Source organism: Streptomyces europaeiscabiei, from assembly GCF_036346855.1.
In the GTDB taxonomy this organism is placed as follows: Bacteria; Actinomycetota; Actinomycetes; order Streptomycetales; family Streptomycetaceae; genus Streptomyces; species Streptomyces europaeiscabiei.
In genome coordinates this window covers 5,328,301-5,348,399 of record NZ_CP107841.1, presented here as the reverse complement: position 1 = coordinate 5,348,399, position 20,099 = coordinate 5,328,301, and the positions used below count along the sequence as shown (strand labels likewise).

Below are 20,099 nucleotides of genomic sequence, written 5' to 3'. Positions count from 1 at the left end.
GGGAGGAACACTCATGGGCCTGGGCGGGTGCATCATTCTGATCGCCGTGGGGGCCATCCTCACGTTCGCCACCGACTGGGACATGCAGGGGGTCAACCTCGACCTGGTCGGCATCATCTTCATGATCGTCGGACTCATCGGAGTCGCGACGTTCAGCAGCATCGCGAGGCGGAGGCGGGTGGTGGTGCCTCCCACGACTCCGGTCGTCGACGAGAACGGCCGGCAGCGGGGTGGGTACCAGGGGTACTAGGAGCCCAGGGGTACTAGGAGCGGTGTCATCGGCGGGGGCGCGGAGACGAGCAGCCTGGTCGACGGGCCGTACCGCTCGTCGCGCTTCTGTCCCGCCGGGGCCTGGAAGTCGCCCCCGGCCGCAGGCTGCCGGGGGCGACTTCGGTGGTCGCGCGCCGGGCGCGGTGGGCGACGGCCTCGACCTTCACCGTCTCCTCCGGCAACCCTCCTCCGGCAACCGCAGCCGGGTCAGCCGGTGGCGGGCGGACTCCACGACCACGATGTCGTCCCCGACGAGGACCGCGTCACTCGGCTCTCTCAAGTCCGTTGCCAGCGTGGTGGGTTCGCCCGTCGCCGGGTCGTAGCAGCACAACGCGTGGTTGTAGGTGTCGCTGACCGCCGCCCCAGCCAGCCGGTCAGCTCAGCGCATGCCCCGTGGTCACGTCCACATGGCCCGGGATCTCGCCATGCCGGTCGCCGACGGTACTCGTACCGCTCGGTTCGATGGCGAGGATGGCGGCGCGGGACGGGGCGTACGGCTTGTGCTCGACCCCTCGTGGGACGGTGAAGACCGAGCCCTGAGGCAGGACGACCGTGCGTTCCCCCTCCGGTTCGCGCAGGCCGATGTGCAGTTCGCCCTCGAAGACCAGGAAGAACTCGAGGCGACCTGCTGAGCTCGGCCGGCAGCGCGGCCTCGCTCGACCTGGGGCTGCACATCTGGCGCCTCCGCGCGCGCCTGCGCCAGGAGACCGGGCTGAGCCCTTCGGCCTACAGGCGACGTTTCGGAACGGGCGCGGGGGAACGCCTGTAGACATGAGATTCCTCGTACGCGACCGGCTCCTCGGCATCGGTGACGACTACTGGATCGAGGACGAGCACGGCAGAAAAGCCTTCCTCGTCGACGGCAAGGCCATGCGACTGCGGGACACCTTCGAGCTGAAGGACACCCAGGGGCACGTCCTGATCGACATCCGCCGGAAGATGTTCGCCCTGCGCGACACGATGGTGATCGAACGGGAGAGCGAAACGCTCGCAACCGTCCGCCGCAAGCGCCTCTCCCTCCTGCGCAACCACTACCGGGTCACCATGGCGGACGGCACCGAACTCGACGTCAGCGGCAAGATCCTCAACCGTGAGTTCGTCATCGAGTACGACGGCGAACTCCTCGCGCACATCTCCCGCAGATGGCTGCGCGTCCGCGAGACCTACGGCCTCGACGTCGTACGTGACGACGCGGACCCCGCGCTGCTGATCGCCGTGACGGTGTGCGTGATCAATCTGGCGGAGAAGGAGCGGGACGACTGAGACCACTCGTCAGCCCGCCAGACGCCCTACGAAGATCCCGATGAGAACGCGGGTCGTCCGGCTCGGCGAGCGACGGGGACCCGGTGGCGCCACCCACCGGCCCGGCCCCAGGGGCGGGTGATCGAGCGGGTGGGGGCGTGGCGCCCATCCCCTCCACCCGGTTCGGGCGTGGGATCGCACTGACCGGCGGCGATCCTGAGAACCTCCGCCAGGGACCGCGCGAGGCCCAGGACGACGGCCGCCGATTCGAGTTCCTGCCGCCTGTCGGGCGTTCGCGGCTCGGCGGTCACAGCACCGCCTTTCGCCGTACGGGCAGGTCCACCGGCTGACCCCCGGGCAGGTCCACTGGCAGGTCGAACCACACCGCCTTGCCCACCGGGTGCGTCGGGCCGCCGTACGGGATGTCCGGGCCGTGCCCCCAGCGGCCCTCGGTGAGGGCGTCCACCAGATACAGCCCCCGGCCGCCGCCCCGCTCCCAGGTCTCAGTCGTCAGTTCCCTTGTCACCGGCGGGTTTTCGTCCCCGTCGTACACCACCACCCGCAGTCGCCCCTCCTCCACGGCCAGCCACAGCACGGTGCCGTCACCGCCCTTCGCGTGCACGCAGGCGTTGGTGACGAGTTCGGAGGCGCAGAGGACCGCGTCGTCGACCAGGGTGCGGTCCAGGCGCAGCGCGCGCAGGACGGTGGCGACGAAGTCGCGGGCGATGTGGGGGGAGGTTTCGAGGGGTGGACAGATGAGGGTGTACGAGGGCATGGGGCATCAACTCCGGTGGAGGTGAGGGGGTTGCGCGCGCCTGTCCGCGTTGCTGTCCGGCGCCCCGGTGTCGATGGTCGGGGTGGCTCTTCCAACGGGGGAGGGCGTGCGGGAGTTGCGGATGAGTGACCACATGGGCACCCTCCGTGAGTACGCCACGAAGGTACTCGGTATATTTGCAACGCCGCAACCGGCTCTGTGGAATCGAGGAGACGTCATGCCGCCGAGGGTCATCCCCACCGCACGTCAGGTGCGCCTCGGCGCCGAGTTGCGCAGGCTGCGCGAGGCGGCGGGCCTGGTGTCCCGTGACGTCGCCGCCTGGCTGGGTACGAGCCAGGCCCAGATCAGCAACATCGAGTCGGGGAAGCACGGCGTCAGCGAGGAGCGGCTACGCAGGCTCGCCGAGCACTACGCCTGCGATGACACCCAACTCGTCGACGCCTTGTCCGGCATGGCCAACGAGCGGGACAAGGGCTGGTGGGAGGAGTACCGAAGTGCTCTGGCACCCAAGGCACTCGACCTCGCGGAGTTGGAGCACCACGCGTCGCACGTCAGCACTTTTCAGGTCGTACACATTCCGGGAGTACTCCAGACCGAGGATCACGTACGGGCGGCCCTGGCCTTCGTGGAGCCGGGGTGTCCGGAAGACGTCCGCGAGGCCCGCGTCGAGTTCCGGATGCGACGCCAGCGGGTACTCGATTCGGGGACACCGTACGACGTGATCATCCACGAGGCCGCGCTACGCATGCGCGTCGGTGGCTCCAAGATTGCCCGCGCTCAGCTCATGCACCTGCTTCAGGCGTCCGAGAGGGAGTCCGTCACCCTTCGCGCGATCCCCTTCGCCGCCGAAGGCTTCGCAGGTGCGGGCCTTGCCGTGCAGTACGTCGGCGGAGGCGTCCCACAGCTGGACACCGTGCAGATCGATACGCCGCACGGTGCCGAATTCATCGACGCTCCGGCGCAACTGCACCGGTACCGAGCCACACTCGAACGCGTTGACAACGCCGCACTCCCACAGGACGCTTCCCTCGACCTCATCCGCCGTATCGCCCAAGATCTGTGAAAGGCTCCCGGTGTCTCAAATCCTCCGATGGCAGAAGTCGTCGTTCTCCGCGGGCGACTCCGACAACGACTGCCTGGAGATATCCACCACCTCCACCACTCTCCACCTCCGCGAGAGCGACAGCCCCGCCACCATCCTGTCGCCCTCGGCCACCGCCCTCCACGCGCTCCTCAGCACGCTGCGGAACGGGTCCAGAACCTCAACCTCGTCGGAGGGATGAGCGGCGGGTTCAACGACGAGGTGGCTCCAGCCCCAGCAGCCTGTCCTTCAGCGCCGGGAACTGCTCACGCGTGGTCGCCACCTTCGCCGGGTCGAACTCCACCGTGAGGACCTCGTCGTCGGGGCCCGCCTCCGCCAGTACCTCGCCCCAGGGGTCGACCACGATCGAGTGACCGGCCTGGGGAACCCCCGCGTGCGTACCGGCCGTTCCGCAGGCGAGGACGTAGGCCTGGTTCTCCACGGCCCGCGCCTGCGCCAGCAGGGTCCAGTGCGACCGCCGCCGCTCCGGCCACCCCGCCGACAGCACGAACGTCTCGGCGCCCGCGTCGACGAGCCCGCGGAACAGCTCGGGGAAGCGGAGGTCGTAGCAGGTGGCGATGCCGATGGTCGTCTCGGGGAGGCGGAGCGTCACCAGTTCCGCGCCCGCGCCCATCAGCACGGCCTCGCCCTTGTCGAAGCCGAAGCGGTGGATCTTGCGGTAGGCGGCGGCGAGGTCGCCGGACGGTGAGAAGACCAGGGAGGTGTTGTAAAGAGGTCCATCCGGATCACGTTCGGGGATCGAGCCCGCGTGCAGCCACACGCCCGCGTCGCTCGCCGCCTTGGCCATCGCCTCGTACGTCGGCCCCTGCAGCGGTTCGGCCTCGGCCGTGAAGGATTCGTACGCGAATGCGCCGGTGGTCCACAGCTCCGGGAGGACGACGAGATCGGCGTCGGCCTGGTCCCGTACCAGCGAGGCCACACGCCGCCTGCGCGATTCGACCGATTCGTCCTCGTCTACGCCGATCTGGATGAGCGAGGCGCGCACACTACCACCGTCCTGGCATTCGAGACGTCCACACCGGCCTACGATCGTCACACCAAAGCACTGCCGGGGTGCCTCACAGCAGCGTAACTTAACGTTCCAGAACACCCACTGACAGCCGCCGACGCCCACTCACCGCCGTCAACGCCGACGTCCTTACCGAAACCCTCCACCCACATACCGATACGCACCGACCGTACTGACAGGTACCGACCGCCCGAGGGGTCCCGTTCCGTGAGTCTGCATCCCACTCTTCAGCCCTACGCCGACGCCTGGACCCACTCCGTGGACGCGATATCCGAGCTGGTGACACCGCTCGTGGAGGGTGAGTGGAACCGGCGGACGCCGTGCCCCGGCTGGTCGGTGCGCGATGTGGTCTCCCATGTCATCGGCCTGGACTGCGAGATGCTCGGCGACCCGCGCCCGATCCACACCCTCCCGCGCGACCTGTACCACGTACGGACCGAGCACCAGCGGTACATGGAGATGCAGGTCGACGCCCGTCGTCACCACACCGCGCCGGAGATGACCTCCGAGCTGGAGTACACGATCATCCGGCGCAACCGCCAGCTGCGGAACGAGTCGCGGGACCCGGGTCGTAAGATCCGCGGCCCGCTCGGCACGGAACAGACCCTCGAACAGGCCATGCGGAACCGCGCGTTCGACGTGTGGGTCCACGAGCAGGACCTGCGCTCCGCGCTGGGCCGGCCGGGGAACCTGGACTCGCCGGGCGCGCTCGTCGTCCGTGACGAGCTGCTGGCCGTGCTGCCGAAGGTCGTCGCCGAGGACGCGCAGGCGCCGCGCAGTTCGGCCGTCGTCTTCGACGTGCACGGCCCGGTGGAGTTCATCCGTACCGTCCGCGTCGACATGCAGGGCCGCGGCACCCTGGAGACCACCCCCGCCCTCGGTCCGGCCGCCACCCTGACCCTCGACTGGGAGACCTACGTCCGCCTGGCCTGCGGTCGCGTCACCGCCGACCTCGTCGCCGACCGCATCAAGGCCGAGGGCGACCCCCACCTGATCGCGGCGATCCTGCGCGCGTTCGCGGTGACGGTGTAACCGCCGGGCCACCGGGCTTCCGAAAGCCGGGCCCTCACACCGGTACGTGCACCGTCTCCACCCGGCTCGCCACCAGCCGTTCCCGTTCGCGGCGGGCCGCGCGGCCGCGCAGGCGGAGGATCTGGGTGAGGCCGAGGGCCTGGAGGACGAAGACGGCGGAGAAGGCGATGCGGTAGTCGTCGTCGGTCAGGTCAAGGAGGACGCCGACCGCGAAGAGCGTGGTCATGGAAGCGACGAAACCACCCATGTTGGTGATCCCGGAGGCGGTGCCCTGACGCTCCGGCGGGTTCGCCGGGCGGGCGAAGTCGAAGCCGAGCATCGAGGCCGGGCCGCAGGCGCCGAGAACCGCGCAGAGGACGACCAGGAGCCATTTCGGTGCGTGCTCACCGGGGTACAGGATCGTGGTCGCCCACACCGCCGCCGTCGTGAGGACCGTGCCGAGCGCCAGCGGAAGCCGCGCCGCGTGGTGCCGGGCGACGATCTGGCCGTACACCAGTCCGACGACCATGTTGGACAGGACGACGAGGGTGAGCAGTTCGCCGGCGGTGCCGCGGCTGAGGCCCTGCGCCTGGACCAGGAACGGCAGCCCCCACAGCAGCAGGAACACCATCGCCGGGAACTGCGTGGTGAAGTGCACCCACATCCCGAGCCGGGTGCCGGGCTCCCGCCAGGACGCCGCGATCTGCCGCCGTACGTACGCGGCCCCGTGGTGCGGGAACGGCTCCGGCTCGTGCCCCTCGGGATGGTCCTTCAGGAACAGCAGGGTCAGGACCAGGACGACGAGGCCGGCGACCGAGCTGCCCGCGAACGCCGCCGTCCAGCCCACCCCGTGCAGCAGCCGGGCCAGCAGCAACGTCGAGACCAGGTTGCCCGCCATGCCGACCAGACCCGCCATCTGCGCGACCATCGGTCCGCGCCGGGCCGGGAACCACCGGCTGCCCAGCCGCAGCACGCTGATGAACGTCATCGCGTCGCCGCAGCCCAGCAGCGCCCGCGACGCCAGCGCCGTGCCGTACGACGGCGACAGCGCGAAGCCGATCTGGCCGGCCGTGAACAGCAGGATGCCCAGGGTCAGCACCTTCTTGGTGCCGAGCCGGTCGACCAGCAGGCCGACCGGTATCTGCATGCCCGCGTAGACCAGCAGTTGGATTATCGAGAAGGTCGACAGCGCGGAGGCGCCCACCTGGAAGCGGTCGGCGGCGTCGAGGCCGGCCACGCCCAGCGACGTACGGAAGATGACGGCGACGAAGTAGACGGAGACGCCCACACCCCAGACGGCGAGGGCGCGACGGCCGCCGGGCGGGTCTCCGGGCAGGGACCCGGCGGACGACGACAGGGCGGGGCGGCTCAACGGACCTCTCCCCGAGCCAGGTTGGAGAACCAGCTGACGTGCCGGTGCACGAGCGCCACGGCCGCCTCCGCGTCACCCGCGCGCAGCGCCTGGAGGATCTCCTCGTGCTCGCCGAGCGTCTTGGTGATGCGGTCCGGGTGGGCGTGCATCACGGCGACGCCCATCCGCAGCTGCCGGTCGCGGAGCTGGTCGTAGAGGCGGGACAGGATCTCGTTCCCGCCACTGCGGACGATCTCGGCGTGGAAACAGCGGTCGGTGACGGCGGCGCCCGCCAGATCCCCGACGGCGGCCTGCGCCTTCTGCTGTTCGAGCAGTTCCTCCAGCCGGGCGATCAGCCGCGGCGAGGCCGGGACCGTCTTGCGGACCGCGTGCTCCTCGACCAGCTGCCGGGTCTCGACCACGTCCGCGATCTCCTGCGCGGAGACGGGCAGCACCAGGGCGCCCTTCTTCGGGTAGAGCCGGATCAGCCCCTCGACCTCCAGCCGCAAAAGGGCCTCCCGCACAGGCGTCCGGGACACCCCGACCGCCTCGGCCAGCTCGCCCTCGGTGAGCAGCGTGCCGCCCTCGTAGCGGCGCTCCAGCACGCCCTGCTTGACGTGGGCGTAGACACGGTCGGCGGCGGGGGGCTGCTTCACGGCGGGGGCGGGAGCCGGGGCGGAGGACATGTCCACAGCTTAGATACAACACGCACCCATGCGTGGCGGTCGTCCACGATCCGGACGAAAACCCACCGTAAACCTGTCGAAGGAGTGTGAGGTGGACTTGAATTGACCCCCGCTCCACCCGGAGCGCAACCTTTTGTGCTACTCGTTTGTCACACGAGAAGCGGCCCCGCTTGCCCGCAACCGGAAACCAAGTGGCCGCGCTCCACAGACATTTGACGCAATCGGGGTACTTGACTTGATTACCGCCATAAAGGGCGTACGTGTCCGCAGAGCCGCTGCAGTCGTCGTGACCACCGGCGCGATGATCGCGACCGGGGTGGTCGGCTCCGCTCCCGCGCAGGCCGCCCCCGCGAAGCCCACGATCACCGCCAAGGGCGGGTTCGTGATGAACAGTGCCAATGGCAAGACTCTCTTCACCAAGGCCGCTGACACCAAGAGGCTCACCGCTTCCACCACGAAGATCATGACCGCCAAGGTCGTGCTGTCGCAGTCGAATCTGAACCTCGACGCCAAGGTGACGATCAAAGGGGCGTACAGCGACTACATCGTCAAGAACGGCGCCTCATCGGCCAATCTGATCGTCGGCGACAAGGTCACGGTCCGCCAACTGCTGTACGGGATGATGCTGAAGTCGGGCTGCGAGGCCGCCATGGCCCTGGCCGACAAGTACGGTTCCGGCTCGACGGTCGCGGCCCGCACCAAGAACTTCATCGCCAAGATGAACACCACGGCCAAGAACCTCGGCATGACGAACACCAAGTTCGACTCGTTCGACGGCATCAGCAAGGGCGCGAACGCCTCGACCCCGCGTGACCTCACCAAGCTCGCGCGCGACGTCATGAAGAACGCGAACTTCAAGAAGATCGTGGCTACGAAGTCCTACACGGCGAAGACGATCACCAAGACCGGCAGCACCCGCACCATGGCGGCGTGGAACAACACCAACCTGCTGCTCGGCTGGAAGGGCACGATCGGTATCAAGACCGGTTCGGGCACCGAGGCCAAGTACTGCCTCGTCTTCGCGGCCACCCGCAGCGGCAAGACCGTCATGGGCACCGTCCTCACCTCCACCAACGAGACCACGCGCATGGCGGACGTGAAGAAGCTCATGGACTACGGGTTCGCCACCCTGTAGGCGACCCGGGCATCGCACGGGAAGGGGGCCACCGCTCACCGCGGTGGCCCCCTTCCCGTTTCTTCGCGCAAGCCGATGAGGCTTGTTTACCTCGCATTGGTGAATATGGTTAATTCAAATGGCATATTCGATTTCCTCCGCCCTAGGTTCCCCAGCGGAGGTGGTTCACATGATCGAACCCAGCAGGCACCAGCCCGACCCCCGCATGCGTCAGCAGGACGCACTCGACGTCGGCGACTTCGTCTACGCGGCTACCGGAGCCCGAGTCCGCCGGCTGACCATGCCGGACGGGACGCACTGGTTCCCGGCGGTGGATGTCTGCAAGCAGTTGGGCTACACCACGCCGCGAAAAGCCCTCCTCGACCATGTCCCAGAGGAGCATCGAGACATTCTCGAGACAGTGACTGGAGGTCACTGTCTCAGCGTTCCCGCAGGTCGGGAGTGGCGCCGAGACCTGAATCTCATCGATCTCCAGGGGCTGATCCTTCTCGTCAGCGCCTGCACCAAACCTGAGTGCGCACCCTTCAAGAAGTGGGTCGCCGAGGTGATCGAGACCGTCCAGCGCGAGGGCTCCTACACCCTTGAGGAGGCCGAGGTTCAGCCCGCCGAGCCGGGCGCTCCCATCGCGTACGCCATGCCCGAGCAGGTCGCCGAGGCCATCGTCCGGCTCGAGGAGCGCAACCTTCAGGCGGACGAACAGCTCGCCGTCGCGCAGCAGGAAGCACTCGCTCTGCAACGGGAGTCGCTGGAGACCCAGCGGACCATGGTGAAGACACAGCAGACCATGGTGGAGATGCAGCGCACCATGGTGGAGACACAGCTCGCGACGCTGAATGCCCAACAAGCCATCGCCCAGGCCATGGAACGCATCGCGAACAGGCTCGACACCCTCGCGCTCGACCGGCCGGCACCCGCCGCCGAGTTCCCGACGCAGCCGACCACGGAGTCCGTGCTGGCCGACTGGCGGAAGCGGTTGTCGGTGACGGAGGACGTGTGGACGGTGGCCGTGGTGATCGCCCCGGTGCTCGTCGAGAAGGGTGAGCTGCGTCAGCCGCTGGAGGCGATCGCCGCCCGTACGGGGCTGTCGGTGCACCGCGTCAACGAATGTCTCCGGATGCTGCGCAAGCACGCCTGCATCCACCCCCGCGGCGCGACGGGGGACGGGGCACCGGTGTACGTGCTCAACCAGCGCTGACAGGCAGGCACTGAGCGGAGCCACAGCAGAAGGGGCCGGTCGCAAGATGAATTTGCGACCGGCCCCTTCACAGTGAGCCTATCCGGTCGAGGCCTCAGGCCCAGGTGATCAGCCTCTTCGGCTGTTCCAGAATCGCCGCCACGTCCGCCAGCACCTTCGAGCCCAGCTCCCCGTCCACCAGCCGGTGGTCGAAGGAGAGCGCCAGAGTGGTGACCTGACGGGCCTTCACCTTGCCCTTGTGGACCCACGGCTGGAGCTTGATCGAGCCGACCGCGAGGATCGCGGACTCGCCGGGGTTGAGGATCGGCGTGCCGGTGTCGATGCCGAAGACGCCCACGTTGGTGATGGTGACCGTGCCGCCCTGCATGGCTGCCGGGGAGGTCCGGCCCTCCTTGGCCGTGGAGACCAGCTCGCCCAGGGACTCGGCCAGCTGGGGCAGCGTCTTCGCGTGGGCGTCCTTGATGTTCGGGACGATCAGGCCTCGCGGGGTGGCCGCCGCGATACCCAGGTTCACGTAGTGCTTGACCACGATCTCCTGGGCGGCCTCGTCCCAGGAGGCGTTGATGTCCGGGTTGCGCTTGATCGCCACGAGCAGGGCCTTGGCGATCAGCAACAACGGATTGACCCGCAGGCCCGCCAGGTCCCTGTCCTGCTTCAGCTCGTCGACCAGCTTCATCGTGCGCGTCACGTCGACCGTCACGAACTCCGTGACGTGCGGCGCGGTGAACGCCGAGCCGACCATCGCCGCCGCCGTGGCCTTCCGGACCCCCTTGACCGGGATACGGGTCTCCCGCGCGCCGTCGTACGACGCCACCGGCGCCGGGGCGACGGCGGGCGCGGCCTGGGCCGGGGCGGCCTCCACCACGGGCTCAGGGGCCTCTCGCGGGGCCACGGCCGCGTGGACGTCCTCGCGGGTGATGACGCCGTCCGGGCCCGACGGGGTGATCGTCGTCAGGTCCACACCGAGGTCCTTGGCCAGCTTGCGGACCGGCGGCTTCGCCAGCGGACGCTGCCCGCCGGAGGCGTAACCGTGCCCGTTCAGCTCGCCCTGGACACCCTGGATCGCGGTGGCCGCGTACAGCGTGTCCTCGGCGGGCGCTGCCGCGGCCGGGACCCCCCTGCGGGGGCGGCGCTTCGTGGACGACTCGGCGACCCCGTAGCCGACGAGGACCGGCTTACGGCCCTCGATCTTCCTGGCCGCCGGCTCGGGCTTCGCGGCTGGCGCGGCGGCTGCGGCGGGCGCGGCTTCCTCGCCCGATGCCGCTGCCGATGCCGGTGCTGAGGCAGGGGCGGACGCCGGGCCAGCGCGGCCCGCCACGTCCACCGCGATGATCGACGTGCCCACGTCGACCGTGGTGCCCTCGGGGAAGTGCAGCGCGCGTACGACACCGTCGTACGGGATGGGCAGTTCGACGGCGGCCTTGGCCGTCTCGACCTCGCAGACGACCTGGCCGTCGGTGACGGTGTCACCGGGCTGGACGTACCACTTGAGGATCTCGGCCTCGGTGAGTCCCTCGCCCACGTCGGGCATCTTGAACTCGCGCGGAGACGTGTCTGTCATCGTCGTCACGGACCTCTCCTCAGAACGCCAGCGAGCGGTCGACGGCGTCGAGCACCCGGTCCAGATTCGGCAGGTACTCCTCCTCCAGGCGGGCCGGCGGATAAGGGGCGTGGTACCCGCCGACGCGGAGGACGGGGGCCTCCAGGTGGTAGAAGCACCGCTCGGTGATGCGGGCGGCGATCTCCGCGCCCGAACCGAAGAACACCGGGGCCTCATGGACCACCACCAGACGGCGGGTCCTCTCCACGGACGCCTGGATCGAGTCGAAGTCCAGCGGGGACACCGACCGCAGGTCCAGGATCTCCAGCGCCCGGCCCTCCTCGGCGGCCGCGTCGGCGACCTCCTGGCAGAGCTTCACCATCGGGCCGTACGCGGCCAGCGTGAGGTCGGTGCCCTCACGGACTACACGGGCCTTGTGCAGCGGGCCGGGGATGGCTTCCGGATTGACCTCGGCCTTGTCCCAGTAGCGCCGCTTGGGCTCGAAGAAGATCACCGGGTCGTCGCTCTGGATGGCCTGCTGCATCATCCAGTAGGCGTCCGACGCGTTCGACGGCGAGACCACCTTCAGGCCCGCCACGTGCGCGAACAGCGCCTCCGGGGACTCGGAGTGGTGCTCGACCGCGCCGATGCCGCCGCCGTAGGGGATACGGACGACGACCGGGAGCTTGACCTTGCCCAGCGAGCGCGCGTGCATCTTGGCGAGCTGGGTGACGATCTGGTCGTACGCGGGGAAGACGAAGCCATCGAACTGGATTTCGACCACCGGGCGGTACCCGCGCAGGGCGAGGCCGATGGCGGTGCCGACGATGCCCGACTCGGCGAGCGGGGTGTCGATCACCCGCTCCTCGCCGAAGTCCTTCTGGAGGCCGTCCGTCACCCGGAACACACCACCGAGCTTGCCGACGTCCTCGCCCATGACGAGCACCTTGGGGTCGGCTTCGAGGGCCCTGCGCAGCGATTCGTTGATCGCCTTGGCGATCGCCATGCTCTTCACGGCGGAATGCCCGGCGGTCTGGCCTGCCGCCTGCGCGGCTGTCTGCGTGGTCATCGCTACTCGCCCTCCTCTACGTCCACATCGGCGAACGACGCCTGGTACGCGGCGAACTGGGCGCGCTCCTCGTCCACCAGCGCGTGTCCGTCCGCGTACGCGTTCTCGAAGATGGCGAAGTGGTCCGGGTCGGGCATGGCACGCACCACTTCGCGCACTCGCCTTCCCAACGCCTCGCTCTCCGCTTCGAGTTCCGCGAAGAATCCCTCGTTCGTGTCCGTTTCGGACTCCAGGTAACCGCGCAGACGCGCGATCGGGTCCTTGGCCTCCCAGGCCACCCGCTCGTCGTCGTGACGGTAACGGGTGGGGTCGTCGGAGGTCGTGTGGGCGCCCATGCGGTACGTGAACGCCTCCACCAGGGTGGGGCCCTCGCCCCGGCGGGCGCGCTCCAGCGCCCACTTGGTGACCGCGAGGCAGGCCAGGACGTCGTTGCCGTCGACGCGGACGCCCGGGAAGCCGAAGCCCTGGGCGCGCTGGTACAGCGGGACGCGGGTCTGCTTCTCCGTGGGCTCCGAGATGGCCCACTGGTTGTTCTGGCAGAAGAACACGACCGGCGCGTTGTAGACCGCGGAGAAGGTGAACGCCTCGGCGACGTCGCCCTGGCTGGACGCGCCGTCGCCGAAGTAGGCGATGACCGCCGAGTCGGCGCCGTCCTTGGCGACGCCCATGGCGTAGCCCGTGGCGTGCAGCGCCTGGGAGCCGATGACGATCGTGTAGAGGTGGAAGTTGTTGCTGTTCGGGTCCCAGCCGCCGTTGTTCACACCGCGGAACATGCCGAGCAGATTGGTCGGGTCGACGCCGCGGCACCAGGCGACGCCGTGCTCACGGTAGGTCGGGAAGACGTAGTCGTCCTCACGGGTGGCCCGCCCGGAGCCGATCTGGGCGGCCTCCTGGCCGAGCAGCGACGCCCACAGGCCCAGCTCGCCCTGGCGCTGCAGGGAGGTGGCCTCGGCGTCGAAGCGGCGCGTCAGCACCATGTCGCGGTACAGACCACGCATCTCGTCGGCGGTGATGTCGGCGACGAACGGGTCGTACTCGGCGTTCTTGACGCGCCTGCCCTCGGGCGTCAGCAGCTGAATGAGCTCGGGCTGCGCGTCGGTCGGCTTCTTCGCAGTGGCCCGCCTGGTCCCGGTGGTGCCGGCGGCCTTGCTGCCGGTGGTGCCGGTCTTGCCTGCGGCGCTGCGTCGCGGCTTGCGCGCGGCAGTGCTCTCCACGGTCACGTGTGCTCCTCCGTCGGTCCGGCCCCCGGGGTTGCCGAAAGACCAGTGCGGCTCGCCTGATCCCGGTAACCCGTGCACGGGGTGGGTGCCCTTGGCCGGGAACAGACGTGACAGGTGCCCCGGCGAGCGCCCTGCACGAGGCACGTTACCCAGTGCTCCACATTCCTGTGAAACCCCTACTGACCTGCGATTTTTCCTTGGATTTCCAAGTAATTCGGTACTAGGAGGTCCAAGTAAGTCGCGTCCGTAGGGAACAGCTGCTGGTCACAGCACTGGTCACAGCCTGGCAGGGGGCCGGAACACCGGCACGTTATCCCGGCCACCCCGGCCACGGGAAGACTTCGCCGGAGGCGGGCCGCGAGATCGCCTGCGGAAGTTGCTCCATACGTGAACACGACCGGACCCGCCCTGTTCCTCTCGGGCCCGGCGGCCCGCCCGACCCGCACGTCTGCGCGTCGAGCCACAGTTCGGATCTGCGCACCGTGTGATCGGTAACGACTGTGTGTGACAAGCGTGAGGTCAGCGGCGTGGCGCGTGCCCTAACATCTGGCGCGTGCCGCGCTCATCTGTACCACCCCCTGTGCCCTACGCGCCCCCTCTGGGCCCTCTGTTGGAGCGGTACGCCGCCGGGTCCCCACTGACCTGCGAACCCGTCGACAAGGGACTCCTCAACCGCGGCTACCGGCTCTCCACCACCCGCGGCCGGTACTTCCTCAAGCACCACTTCGACCCCGAGACCGCCGACCCGGCCGCCATCGTCCGCCAGCACCGGGCCACCCAGCGCCTCGCCGACCTGGGCGTGCCCGTGGCCCCGCCCCTGGCCGGGCACGACGGGCACACCGTCACGGTCGTCGGCGGCCACGCCTACGCCCTGCACCCGTGGATCGACGGCCGGCACCGGCACGGCGGCCAGCTCACCCCCGGGCAGTGCGGGCGTCTGGGGGCGCTCCTGGGCATAGTGCACGCGTGCCTGGAGCGGGTGATGCCGGCGCCGGAAGGGGTTACGCCGGCACAGGAGGGGGTGACGCCGGCGGCGCCGGTGCGGAAACGGCTGATCCCGGCCCAGCGGCAGAGCCAGGGAGGGGCACCCACCGCGTCTCGTGTCGAGGGTCGCGCGGGCGGCGTAAGGGCCTTAGGGGCCGTAGAGGCCGGAGGGGTTCCTGGAGGCGCGGAAACCGCCGGGTCCGAGAGCGCCGGTCCCGCCGGGTCCGAGAGCGCCGACCCCGTCGGCACCTTCGCCCTCATCGACGCTCTGCTCGACCGGGTACGGCGGCACCGGCCGGCCGACGCCTTCGACGCGCTCGCCCGGCATCGGCTGCTGGAGCGGCGGGAGCTGCTGGAGCGGCACGCGGACCGGCGCCCGCCCAGGGGCGGTTCGGTGGGGTGGGTGCACGGGGACTTCCACCCGTTCAACGTGCTCTACCGGGACGACGTGCCCGATGTGCCCGCCGCGATCCTCGACTGGGACCGGCTCGGGGTGCACCCGCGCGCGGAGGAGGCGGTCCGGGCGGCGGTGATCTTCTTCGTTCGTCCGGTCGGCGCCCTGGACCTGGCGAGAGTACGGTCCTACGCGCGCGCGTACCGGCGTTCCACGGGCGCCGCCCCGGCCGAACTCGCGGCCGCCGTGCACCGCGTGTGGTGGGAGCGGCTCAACGACTTCTGGATGCTGCGCTGGCACTACGAGCGCGACGACGACCGCGCCGACCCGCAGTTCCCCGCGGCCTCGGCGCTGGTGGTGTGGTGGACGCGGGAGTACGAAGCGGTGTGCGAGGCGTTCGCGGAGTGAGCCCGGCGCCGGAGTGAGCCCGGCGTGAGTGGAGTGACCCTCGCCGGGCCACTCCACTCACGCCACCGGATCACTCCTCGCCGTCGCCCCCGCCGACCGTCAGGCCCCCGGCGGCGTCCCCGCCGCTGCCGTCGTCGGTCGGTTCCTCGGTCGTCGGTTCCTCCGTCGGTTCCTCCGTCGTCGGTTCCTCGGTCGTCGGTTCCTCCGTCGGATCATCCGTCGGCTGGCTCTGCGTCGGCGACTGGCTGAAGGACGGGGACCGCGTGTACGACGGCGTGTAATCGGGGTTGTCGCCCGAGCCGGTGCTCTCCTCCGTCTCCTCCTCGGTCGCCTCGTCGCTGGGCGACTCGGTGGCGTCCTTGTCCTTGCTGGGCGCCGTGGCCGTCGGAGTCTTCGTGGTCCCGGTGTCGCCGCCGGTACCGCTGTCCTTGGTGTTCAGTGCCAGCGCGACACCCGCCGAGATGGCGATCACCGCGAGAACCGCGAGGATCCACAGCTTGCCGCGGCCGCCGCCCCGGTTGCCGTGCCCCTCGAAACCGCCGTCGTCCCGGCCACCGCCGCCGTACCCGGGCAGGATCGGCTGAGCGATCTGCGAGGTACCCGGATCTCCGGGGTGGGGCATGACGGTCGTACCGGACATACCGCCCGGCGGTGTGTGCCGGCCGTCGTGGACGGTGACGGGACCGGTGTTCCAGGTGCCGGTGTGGCCGCCCTGGTCGTACAGCATCTGCAGGCCGTACTGGACGAGGCCGCGCATCTCCTCGGCCGTCTGGAACCGGTCGTCCGGCTCCTTGGCGAGAGCGCGCATGGCGAGCCCGTCGAGCTCCGGCGGCGCCGCCCCGTCCGAGACCTCCGAGGGCGGGGTCGGGATGTCCTGGACGTGCTGGTAGACCACCGACAGCGGGGTCTCGCCGATGAACGGCGGCCTGAGCGCGAGAAGTTCGTAGAGCAGGCAGCCGGTGGCGTACAGGTCGGAGCGGTGGTCGACGGCCTTGCCGAGCGCCTGCTCCGGGGAGAGGTACTGGGGCGTGCCCATGACCATGCCGGTCTGCGTCATCGTCGTCGACGCCCCGTGCAGGGCGCGCGCGATGCCGAAGTCCATCACCTTCACGGCCCCGTTGTCGGTGATGATGACGTTCGCCGGCTTGATGTCGCGGTGCACGATGCCGTGCTGGTGGGAGTAGGCGAGCGCCTCCAGCACACCGGAGACGATGATCAGCGCCTGCTCGGGGCCGGGTGCCTCCGCGTTGATCAACAGATCGCGGATCGTACGGCCCTCGACCAGCTCCATGACGATGTACGGCACGGGGGTGCCGTTCACGACGTCCTCGCCGGAGTCGTAGACCGCCACGATCGAATGGTGGTTGAGACCGGCCACCGCCTGGGCCTCACGCGTGAAGCGGGCCTTGGAAATGGGGTCTTCGGCGAGGTCGGAACGGAGCAGTTTGACCGCGACCGTACGACCGAGGCGCACGTCCTCGGCCGCGAACACCTCGGCCATACCGCCCCGGCCGAGTCTGTGGGTCATCCGGTACCGACCGTCACCGACAAGCCCGCCGTTGCCCCACAACTCCGGCGCGTCCGACATGCCGCCGCCAGTCGCCTCGGGGTCGGACGGGCCCTGAGAGCGCTGCTGCTGTGCCATCAGTCCTCGCCGTCGTTTCTGCCCGCGGTCCGCGCGGTACTTGTTACGGTCTCCGTCGGCCACGCTACAGCCTTCACGCAAGTGGCCGGTCCGGGTTGGATGCGCGACGGGTTCACGACGGATTCAAGGTGGATTCAAAGGTTGATCGGCCATGAAACCCGCAGCGCGCGCACTCGTGCAAGTTCTGTGTACCGGGCGTACGCCCCCTGTAACGCTTCCGCGACGCTTCTTTCGCGTACGGTCACGGATCGGGCACCGCGCTTGACGTGTCGGTGCCCTGGGGCAGACTTGGCCGGGAATAGCACAAAGGATCACCAGCAGTATCAGGGATCACCGATCGCGGGAGCCACGCCAGTCTGCTTTCGCGCGCCGATGGGGGACGCAGGAAGATGAGCCAGGACGCCGCACAGGGCCGGTACGCGGGGCGGTCGCTAGCCGGTGGCCGCTATCAGCTGCGTGACCTGCTCGGCGAGGGCGGCATGGCCTCCGTCCATCTCGCGTACGACTCGGTGCTCGACCGACAGGTCGCGATCAAGACACTTCACACCGAACTGGGCCGCGAACAGGCCTTCCGTGAGCGCTTCCGCCGTGAGGCGCAGGCCGTGGCGAAGCTCACCCACACGAACATCGTTTCGGTCTTCGACACCGGCGAGGACGAGATGGACGGCATGACGACGCCGTACATCGTCATGGAGTACGTCGAGGGCCAGCCGCTCGGCTCGGTGCTCGACGCGGACATCGGCCGGCTCGGTGCGATGCCCGCCGACAAGGCGCTGAAGATCACCGCGGACGTGCTGGCGGCGCTGGAGATCAGCCACGAGATGGGCCTGGTCCACCGGGACATCAAGCCGGGCAACGTGATGATGACCAAGCGCAACATCGTGAAGGTCATGGACTTCGGCATCGCCCGCGCCATGCAGTCGGGCGTCACGTCGATGACGCAGACCGGCATGGTCGTCGGCACCCCGCAGTACCTGTCGCCCGAGCAGGCCCTCGGCCGCGGGGTCGACGCCCGCTCCGACCTGTACTCGGTCGGCATCATGCTGTTCCAGCTGACCACCGGCCGGCTGCCGTTCGAGGCGGACTCGCCGCTGGCCATCGCGTACGCGCACGTCCAGGAGGAGCCGGTCGCTCCCTCCTCGATCAACCGTTCCCTGCCGCCGGCCGTCGACGCCCTCATCGCCCGCGCGCTGAAGAAGAACCCGAACGAGCGGTTCCCGAGCGCGGAGGCGATGCGGGACGAGTGCCTGCGGGTCGCCGCGTCCCTCCAGCCCGCCGCGCCGAGCATCGTGCCGGGCGTGCAGACGTCCAGCGGAGCCGGGGTCTCCTCCGCGGTCTTCCCGCCGATCGACCACACGGGCGCGCCGCAGTCGGGCAGCGTCCAGACGCCGTACCAGCCGCAGGCGACGGGTGGATACGGTCCGCCGACGCCCGCGCCCGCCCCGTCCTACGGCTACCCGCAGCAGGGCGGCTACCAGACGCCGCCGCAGACCGCCGCGTACGCGCCGCAGCAGGGATCGGCCACCCCGCCGCCGTACAACATCGCGCCCCACCAGTCGTCGGCTCCGGCGGGGCGTCCCGGGGGCGGGAAGAGCAACAAGGGTGTGATCGTGGGGGCGATCGTCGTGTCGGTCCTTGCGGTCGGCGGTCTGATCACGGCGATCAGCCTGAACTCCGGCAGTGAGGCCGAGGGCGGCGACAGCGGCACGGACGTGTCCGCCTCGCCGACCGTGGTCGAGGGGCACAAGGGTCCGGACACGTCGAAGGTCATCGAGTCGACCGCGTGCACGGAGCCCACGGAGTCGTACAACGACCCCGACAAGATCGAGCTGCCGGGCTTCACCTTCAAGAACATCGACTCGGTGAAGAAGTGCCTCCAGGCCGCGGGCTGGGAGTACGACGTGCAGAAGGTCGACGAGAACACGTACGGCGAGGGCACGGTCATGGAGCAGTACCCCTCGGCCGACGAGGACGTCGACCCCAAGGACATGCCCTCGATCATCCTCAAGGTCTCGACGGGCAACCCGGCCTGACGCGCCATAGTCATAGGAAGGGCCCGGCACTTCACGTGCCGGGCCCTTCGTGTACGTATGGGCGGGGGATTCGTCGGGGGCTAGAGGTACGGGCCGCCCGAGCGGCCGATCGTCCGCGGGTCGTCGTCGCCCTCGTGGCCGCCGACGCCGGGCGGCAGCGCGCGGCGCATCTGCTCCAGCTGGGCCCTGGCGGCCATCTGCTGGGCGAAGAGTGTCGTCTGGATCCCGTGGAAGAGGCCTTCGAGCCAGCCGACCAACTGGGCCTGCGCGATCCGCAGTTCCGCGTCGCTCGGGATCGCCTCGTCCGTGAAGGGCAGGGAGAGCCGCTCCAGCTCCTCGACCAGCTCGGGCGCCAGGCCGTCCTCCAGTTCCTTGACCGAGCTGGCGTGGATCTCCTTCAGCCGGGCCCGGCTGGCGTCGTCGAGGGGGGCGACCCGCACCTCTTCGAGCAACTGCTTGATCATGCTGCCGATGCGCATGACCTTGGCCGGCTGTTCCACCATCTCCGTCACCGGGATTTCGCGGGAGCCCTCGTCCCCTGCGCCGCCCACCGCCATTCCGTCCTGGCCCACGACCAGGATCTGAGGCTGTTCGGGCGACCGTTCGTTCCTCGGCATCTCCATGCCGCCATTCTCTCGCACACGTGGACCTCATCACCCTGGTGCCCCCCACAGAGGGTGATCCACCGTTTACGTACCAGTTGTTCGTGTCCTGGGCGGTGGCTGACGATGCCGGAGGCTTCGAGGGGCGTCGGCCGGGCTCGGGGCGACAGCGGCGGGTGCGGCGGATTGGGCCCCGTGAGGGCCGGTCGGCCCGAGGGCCGGTCGGCCCGAGGGCCGGTCGGCCCGAGGGGCGGTCGGCTCCGAGGGGCGGTCGGCCCGAGGGGCGGTCGGCCCGAGGGGGGCGGTCGGCCCGAGGGGCGTCCCCGGCAGCGGGACGCTTCGGACGGGGCGGGCCGGAGAGGCGGGCCGGAACGCACCGGCCGATGTCGGCGGGCGCGCGGGCCAGGGCGAAGGCCGGCCCGTCGGCG

The 20,099-nt window shown here is 69.6% G+C and carries 18 protein-coding genes and 2 pseudogenes; 9 read left to right on the top strand and 11 right to left on the bottom strand.

The window, feature by feature from the left end; translation table 11 throughout:
* The first annotated feature begins 13 nt into the window (after positions 1 to 13).
* Positions 14 to 250: a DUF6458 family protein gene (locus tag OG858_RS23440; protein WP_328544500.1), complete on the top strand. Its 237-nt coding sequence runs from the start codon at positions 14 to 16 to the stop codon at positions 248 to 250.
* Between the two features lie 29 nt (positions 251 to 279).
* On the opposite strand, the pseudogene OG858_RS23435 reads toward OG858_RS23440, so the two are convergent.
* Positions 280 to 628 (bottom strand): annotated as a pseudogene (locus tag OG858_RS23435) (alkyl hydroperoxide reductase); the annotation flags it as partial.
* 16 nt (positions 629 to 644) lie between these two features.
* Positions 645 to 887: pseudogene (locus OG858_RS23430) on the bottom strand (cupin domain-containing protein); the annotation flags it as partial.
* Positions 888 to 1,041: 154 nt separating this feature from the next.
* On the opposite strand from OG858_RS23430, the gene OG858_RS23425 reads away from it, so the two are divergent.
* Complete coding sequence (locus OG858_RS23425; protein ID WP_328544501.1) at positions 1,042 to 1,533, top strand: LURP-one-related/scramblase family protein; 492 nt, start codon at positions 1,042 to 1,044, stop codon at positions 1,531 to 1,533.
* A gap of 286 nt (positions 1,534 to 1,819) precedes the next feature.
* On the opposite strand, the gene OG858_RS23420 is transcribed toward OG858_RS23425, so the two are convergent.
* Positions 1,820 to 2,287, bottom strand: coding sequence for an ATP-binding protein (locus OG858_RS23420; RefSeq protein ID WP_328544502.1), 468 nt, complete (start codon positions 2,285 to 2,287; stop codon positions 1,820 to 1,822).
* Positions 2,288 to 2,504: 217 nt separating this feature from the next.
* Between OG858_RS23420 and OG858_RS23415 the strand changes: the two genes are divergently transcribed.
* Both OG858_RS23415 and OG858_RS23410 read left to right on the top strand, forming a co-directional pair.
* Positions 2,505 to 3,350 carry a helix-turn-helix domain-containing protein gene (locus OG858_RS23415; protein ID WP_406197668.1) on the top strand — a complete coding sequence of 282 codons (846 nt, stop codon included), beginning with the start codon at positions 2,505 to 2,507 and terminating at the stop codon, positions 3,348 to 3,350.
* 10 nt (positions 3,351 to 3,360) lie between these two features.
* Positions 3,361 to 3,570 (top strand): DUF397 domain-containing protein, encoded by a 210-nt coding sequence (locus OG858_RS23410; protein WP_328544504.1) that lies wholly within the window; start codon positions 3,361 to 3,363, stop codon positions 3,568 to 3,570.
* A 9-nt stretch (positions 3,571 to 3,579) separates the two neighbouring features.
* Here OG858_RS23410 and OG858_RS23405 read toward each other — a convergent pair whose 3' ends face one another.
* The gene (locus tag OG858_RS23405) at positions 3,580 to 4,374 is read right to left on the bottom strand and encodes a carbon-nitrogen family hydrolase (RefSeq protein WP_328544505.1); all 795 of its coding nucleotides are present in this window, start codon (positions 4,372 to 4,374) and stop codon (positions 3,580 to 3,582) included.
* A 231-nt stretch (positions 4,375 to 4,605) separates the two neighbouring features.
* Between OG858_RS23405 and OG858_RS23400 the strand changes: the two genes are divergently transcribed.
* A complete protein-coding gene (locus tag OG858_RS23400) occupies positions 4,606 to 5,430 on the top strand; it encodes a maleylpyruvate isomerase family mycothiol-dependent enzyme (protein ID WP_086749265.1) in 825 nt (274 codons plus the stop codon).
* Between the two features lie 34 nt (positions 5,431 to 5,464).
* Here OG858_RS23400 and OG858_RS23395 read toward each other — a convergent pair whose 3' ends face one another.
* Together OG858_RS23395 and OG858_RS23390 are read right to left on the bottom strand one after the other, a co-directional pair.
* Positions 5,465 to 6,781 (bottom strand): MFS transporter, encoded by a 1,317-nt coding sequence (locus tag OG858_RS23395; protein ID WP_328544506.1) that lies wholly within the window; start codon positions 6,779 to 6,781, stop codon positions 5,465 to 5,467.
* Entirely contained in the window at positions 6,778 to 7,446 is a 669-nt protein-coding gene (locus tag OG858_RS23390) for a GntR family transcriptional regulator (protein WP_328544507.1), read from the bottom strand. The genes OG858_RS23395 and OG858_RS23390 overlap by 4 nt, the downstream gene beginning before the upstream one ends.
* Before the next feature lie 286 nt (positions 7,447 to 7,732).
* Here OG858_RS23390 and OG858_RS23385 point away from each other — a divergent pair, with 286 nt between their 5' ends.
* Positions 7,733 to 8,581 (top strand): D-alanyl-D-alanine carboxypeptidase family protein, encoded by an 849-nt coding sequence (locus tag OG858_RS23385; protein ID WP_086749267.1) that lies wholly within the window; start codon positions 7,733 to 7,735, stop codon positions 8,579 to 8,581.
* 169 nt (positions 8,582 to 8,750) lie between these two features.
* On the top strand, positions 8,751 to 9,776 hold the full coding sequence (locus OG858_RS23380) for a BRO-N domain-containing protein (RefSeq protein ID WP_086749268.1): 1,026 nt from the start codon (positions 8,751 to 8,753) through the stop codon (positions 9,774 to 9,776).
* A 94-nt stretch (positions 9,777 to 9,870) separates the two neighbouring features.
* Here OG858_RS23380 and OG858_RS23375 read toward each other — a convergent pair whose 3' ends face one another.
* Genes OG858_RS23375 through pdhA form a run of 3 tightly spaced genes read right to left on the bottom strand, consistent with a single transcriptional unit; the run spans position 9,871 to position 13,605 of the window.
* Positions 9,871 to 11,346, bottom strand: a complete 1,476-nt coding sequence (locus OG858_RS23375) for a dihydrolipoamide acetyltransferase family protein (RefSeq protein WP_328544508.1) — start codon at positions 11,344 to 11,346, stop codon at positions 9,871 to 9,873.
* 10 nt (positions 11,347 to 11,356) lie between these two features.
* The gene (locus OG858_RS23370) at positions 11,357 to 12,385 is read right to left on the bottom strand and encodes an alpha-ketoacid dehydrogenase subunit beta (RefSeq protein WP_373420824.1); all 1,029 of its coding nucleotides are present in this window, start codon (positions 12,383 to 12,385) and stop codon (positions 11,357 to 11,359) included.
* 2 nt (positions 12,386 to 12,387) lie between these two features.
* A complete protein-coding gene (pdhA, locus tag OG858_RS23365) occupies positions 12,388 to 13,605 on the bottom strand; it encodes a pyruvate dehydrogenase (acetyl-transferring) E1 component subunit alpha (RefSeq protein WP_086749270.1) in 1,218 nt (405 codons plus the stop codon).
* Between the two features lie 553 nt (positions 13,606 to 14,158).
* Between pdhA and OG858_RS23360 the strand changes: the two genes are divergently transcribed.
* Positions 14,159 to 15,391 (top strand): phosphotransferase, encoded by a 1,233-nt coding sequence (locus OG858_RS23360; protein ID WP_328544509.1) that lies wholly within the window; start codon positions 14,159 to 14,161, stop codon positions 15,389 to 15,391.
* Positions 15,392 to 15,461: 70 nt separating this feature from the next.
* On the opposite strand, the gene OG858_RS23355 is transcribed toward OG858_RS23360, so the two are convergent.
* Positions 15,462 to 17,036 carry a protein kinase domain-containing protein gene (locus OG858_RS23355; protein WP_086749275.1) on the bottom strand — a complete coding sequence of 525 codons (1,575 nt, stop codon included), beginning with the start codon at positions 17,034 to 17,036 and terminating at the stop codon, positions 15,462 to 15,464.
* Between the two features lie 389 nt (positions 17,037 to 17,425).
* Here OG858_RS23355 and OG858_RS23350 point away from each other — a divergent pair, with 389 nt between their 5' ends.
* Positions 17,426 to 19,069, top strand: a complete 1,644-nt coding sequence (locus tag OG858_RS23350) for a protein kinase domain-containing protein (RefSeq protein ID WP_086749272.1) — start codon at positions 17,426 to 17,428, stop codon at positions 19,067 to 19,069.
* An 80-nt stretch (positions 19,070 to 19,149) separates the two neighbouring features.
* On the opposite strand, the gene OG858_RS23345 is transcribed toward OG858_RS23350, so the two are convergent.
* Positions 19,150 to 19,692 carry a bacterial proteasome activator family protein gene (locus tag OG858_RS23345; RefSeq protein ID WP_037689775.1) on the bottom strand — a complete coding sequence of 181 codons (543 nt, stop codon included), beginning with the start codon at positions 19,690 to 19,692 and terminating at the stop codon, positions 19,150 to 19,152.
* Positions 19,693 to 20,099: the final 407 nt, after the last annotated feature.

Bases quoted from the DNA above. Each gene is read 5' to 3' on its own strand.
- OG858_RS23440 (WP_328544500.1), top strand. From the start codon at position 14: ATGGGCCTGGGCGGGTGCATCATTCTGATCGCCGTGGGGGCCATCCTC.
- OG858_RS23425 (WP_328544501.1), top strand. From the start codon at position 1,042: ATGAGATTCCTCGTACGCGACCGGCTCCTCGGCATCGGTGACGACTAC.
- OG858_RS23420 (WP_328544502.1), bottom strand. From the start codon at position 2,287: ATGCCCTCGTACACCCTCATCTGTCCACCCCTCGAAACCTCCCCCCAC.
- OG858_RS23415 (WP_406197668.1), top strand. From the start codon at position 2,505: ATGCCGCCGAGGGTCATCCCCACCGCACGTCAGGTGCGCCTCGGCGCC.
- OG858_RS23390 (WP_328544507.1), bottom strand. From the start codon at position 7,446: ATGTCCTCCGCCCCGGCTCCCGCCCCCGCCGTGAAGCAGCCCCCCGCC.
- OG858_RS23380 (WP_086749268.1), top strand. From the start codon at position 8,751: ATGATCGAACCCAGCAGGCACCAGCCCGACCCCCGCATGCGTCAGCAG.
- OG858_RS23370 (WP_373420824.1), bottom strand. From the start codon at position 12,385: ATGACCACGCAGACAGCCGCGCAGGCGGCAGGCCAGACCGCCGGGCAT.
- OG858_RS23355 (WP_086749275.1), bottom strand. From the start codon at position 17,036: ATGGCACAGCAGCAGCGCTCTCAGGGCCCGTCCGACCCCGAGGCGACT.
- OG858_RS23350 (WP_086749272.1), top strand. From the start codon at position 17,426: ATGAGCCAGGACGCCGCACAGGGCCGGTACGCGGGGCGGTCGCTAGCC.
- OG858_RS23345 (WP_037689775.1), bottom strand. From the start codon at position 19,692: ATGGAGATGCCGAGGAACGAACGGTCGCCCGAACAGCCTCAGATCCTG.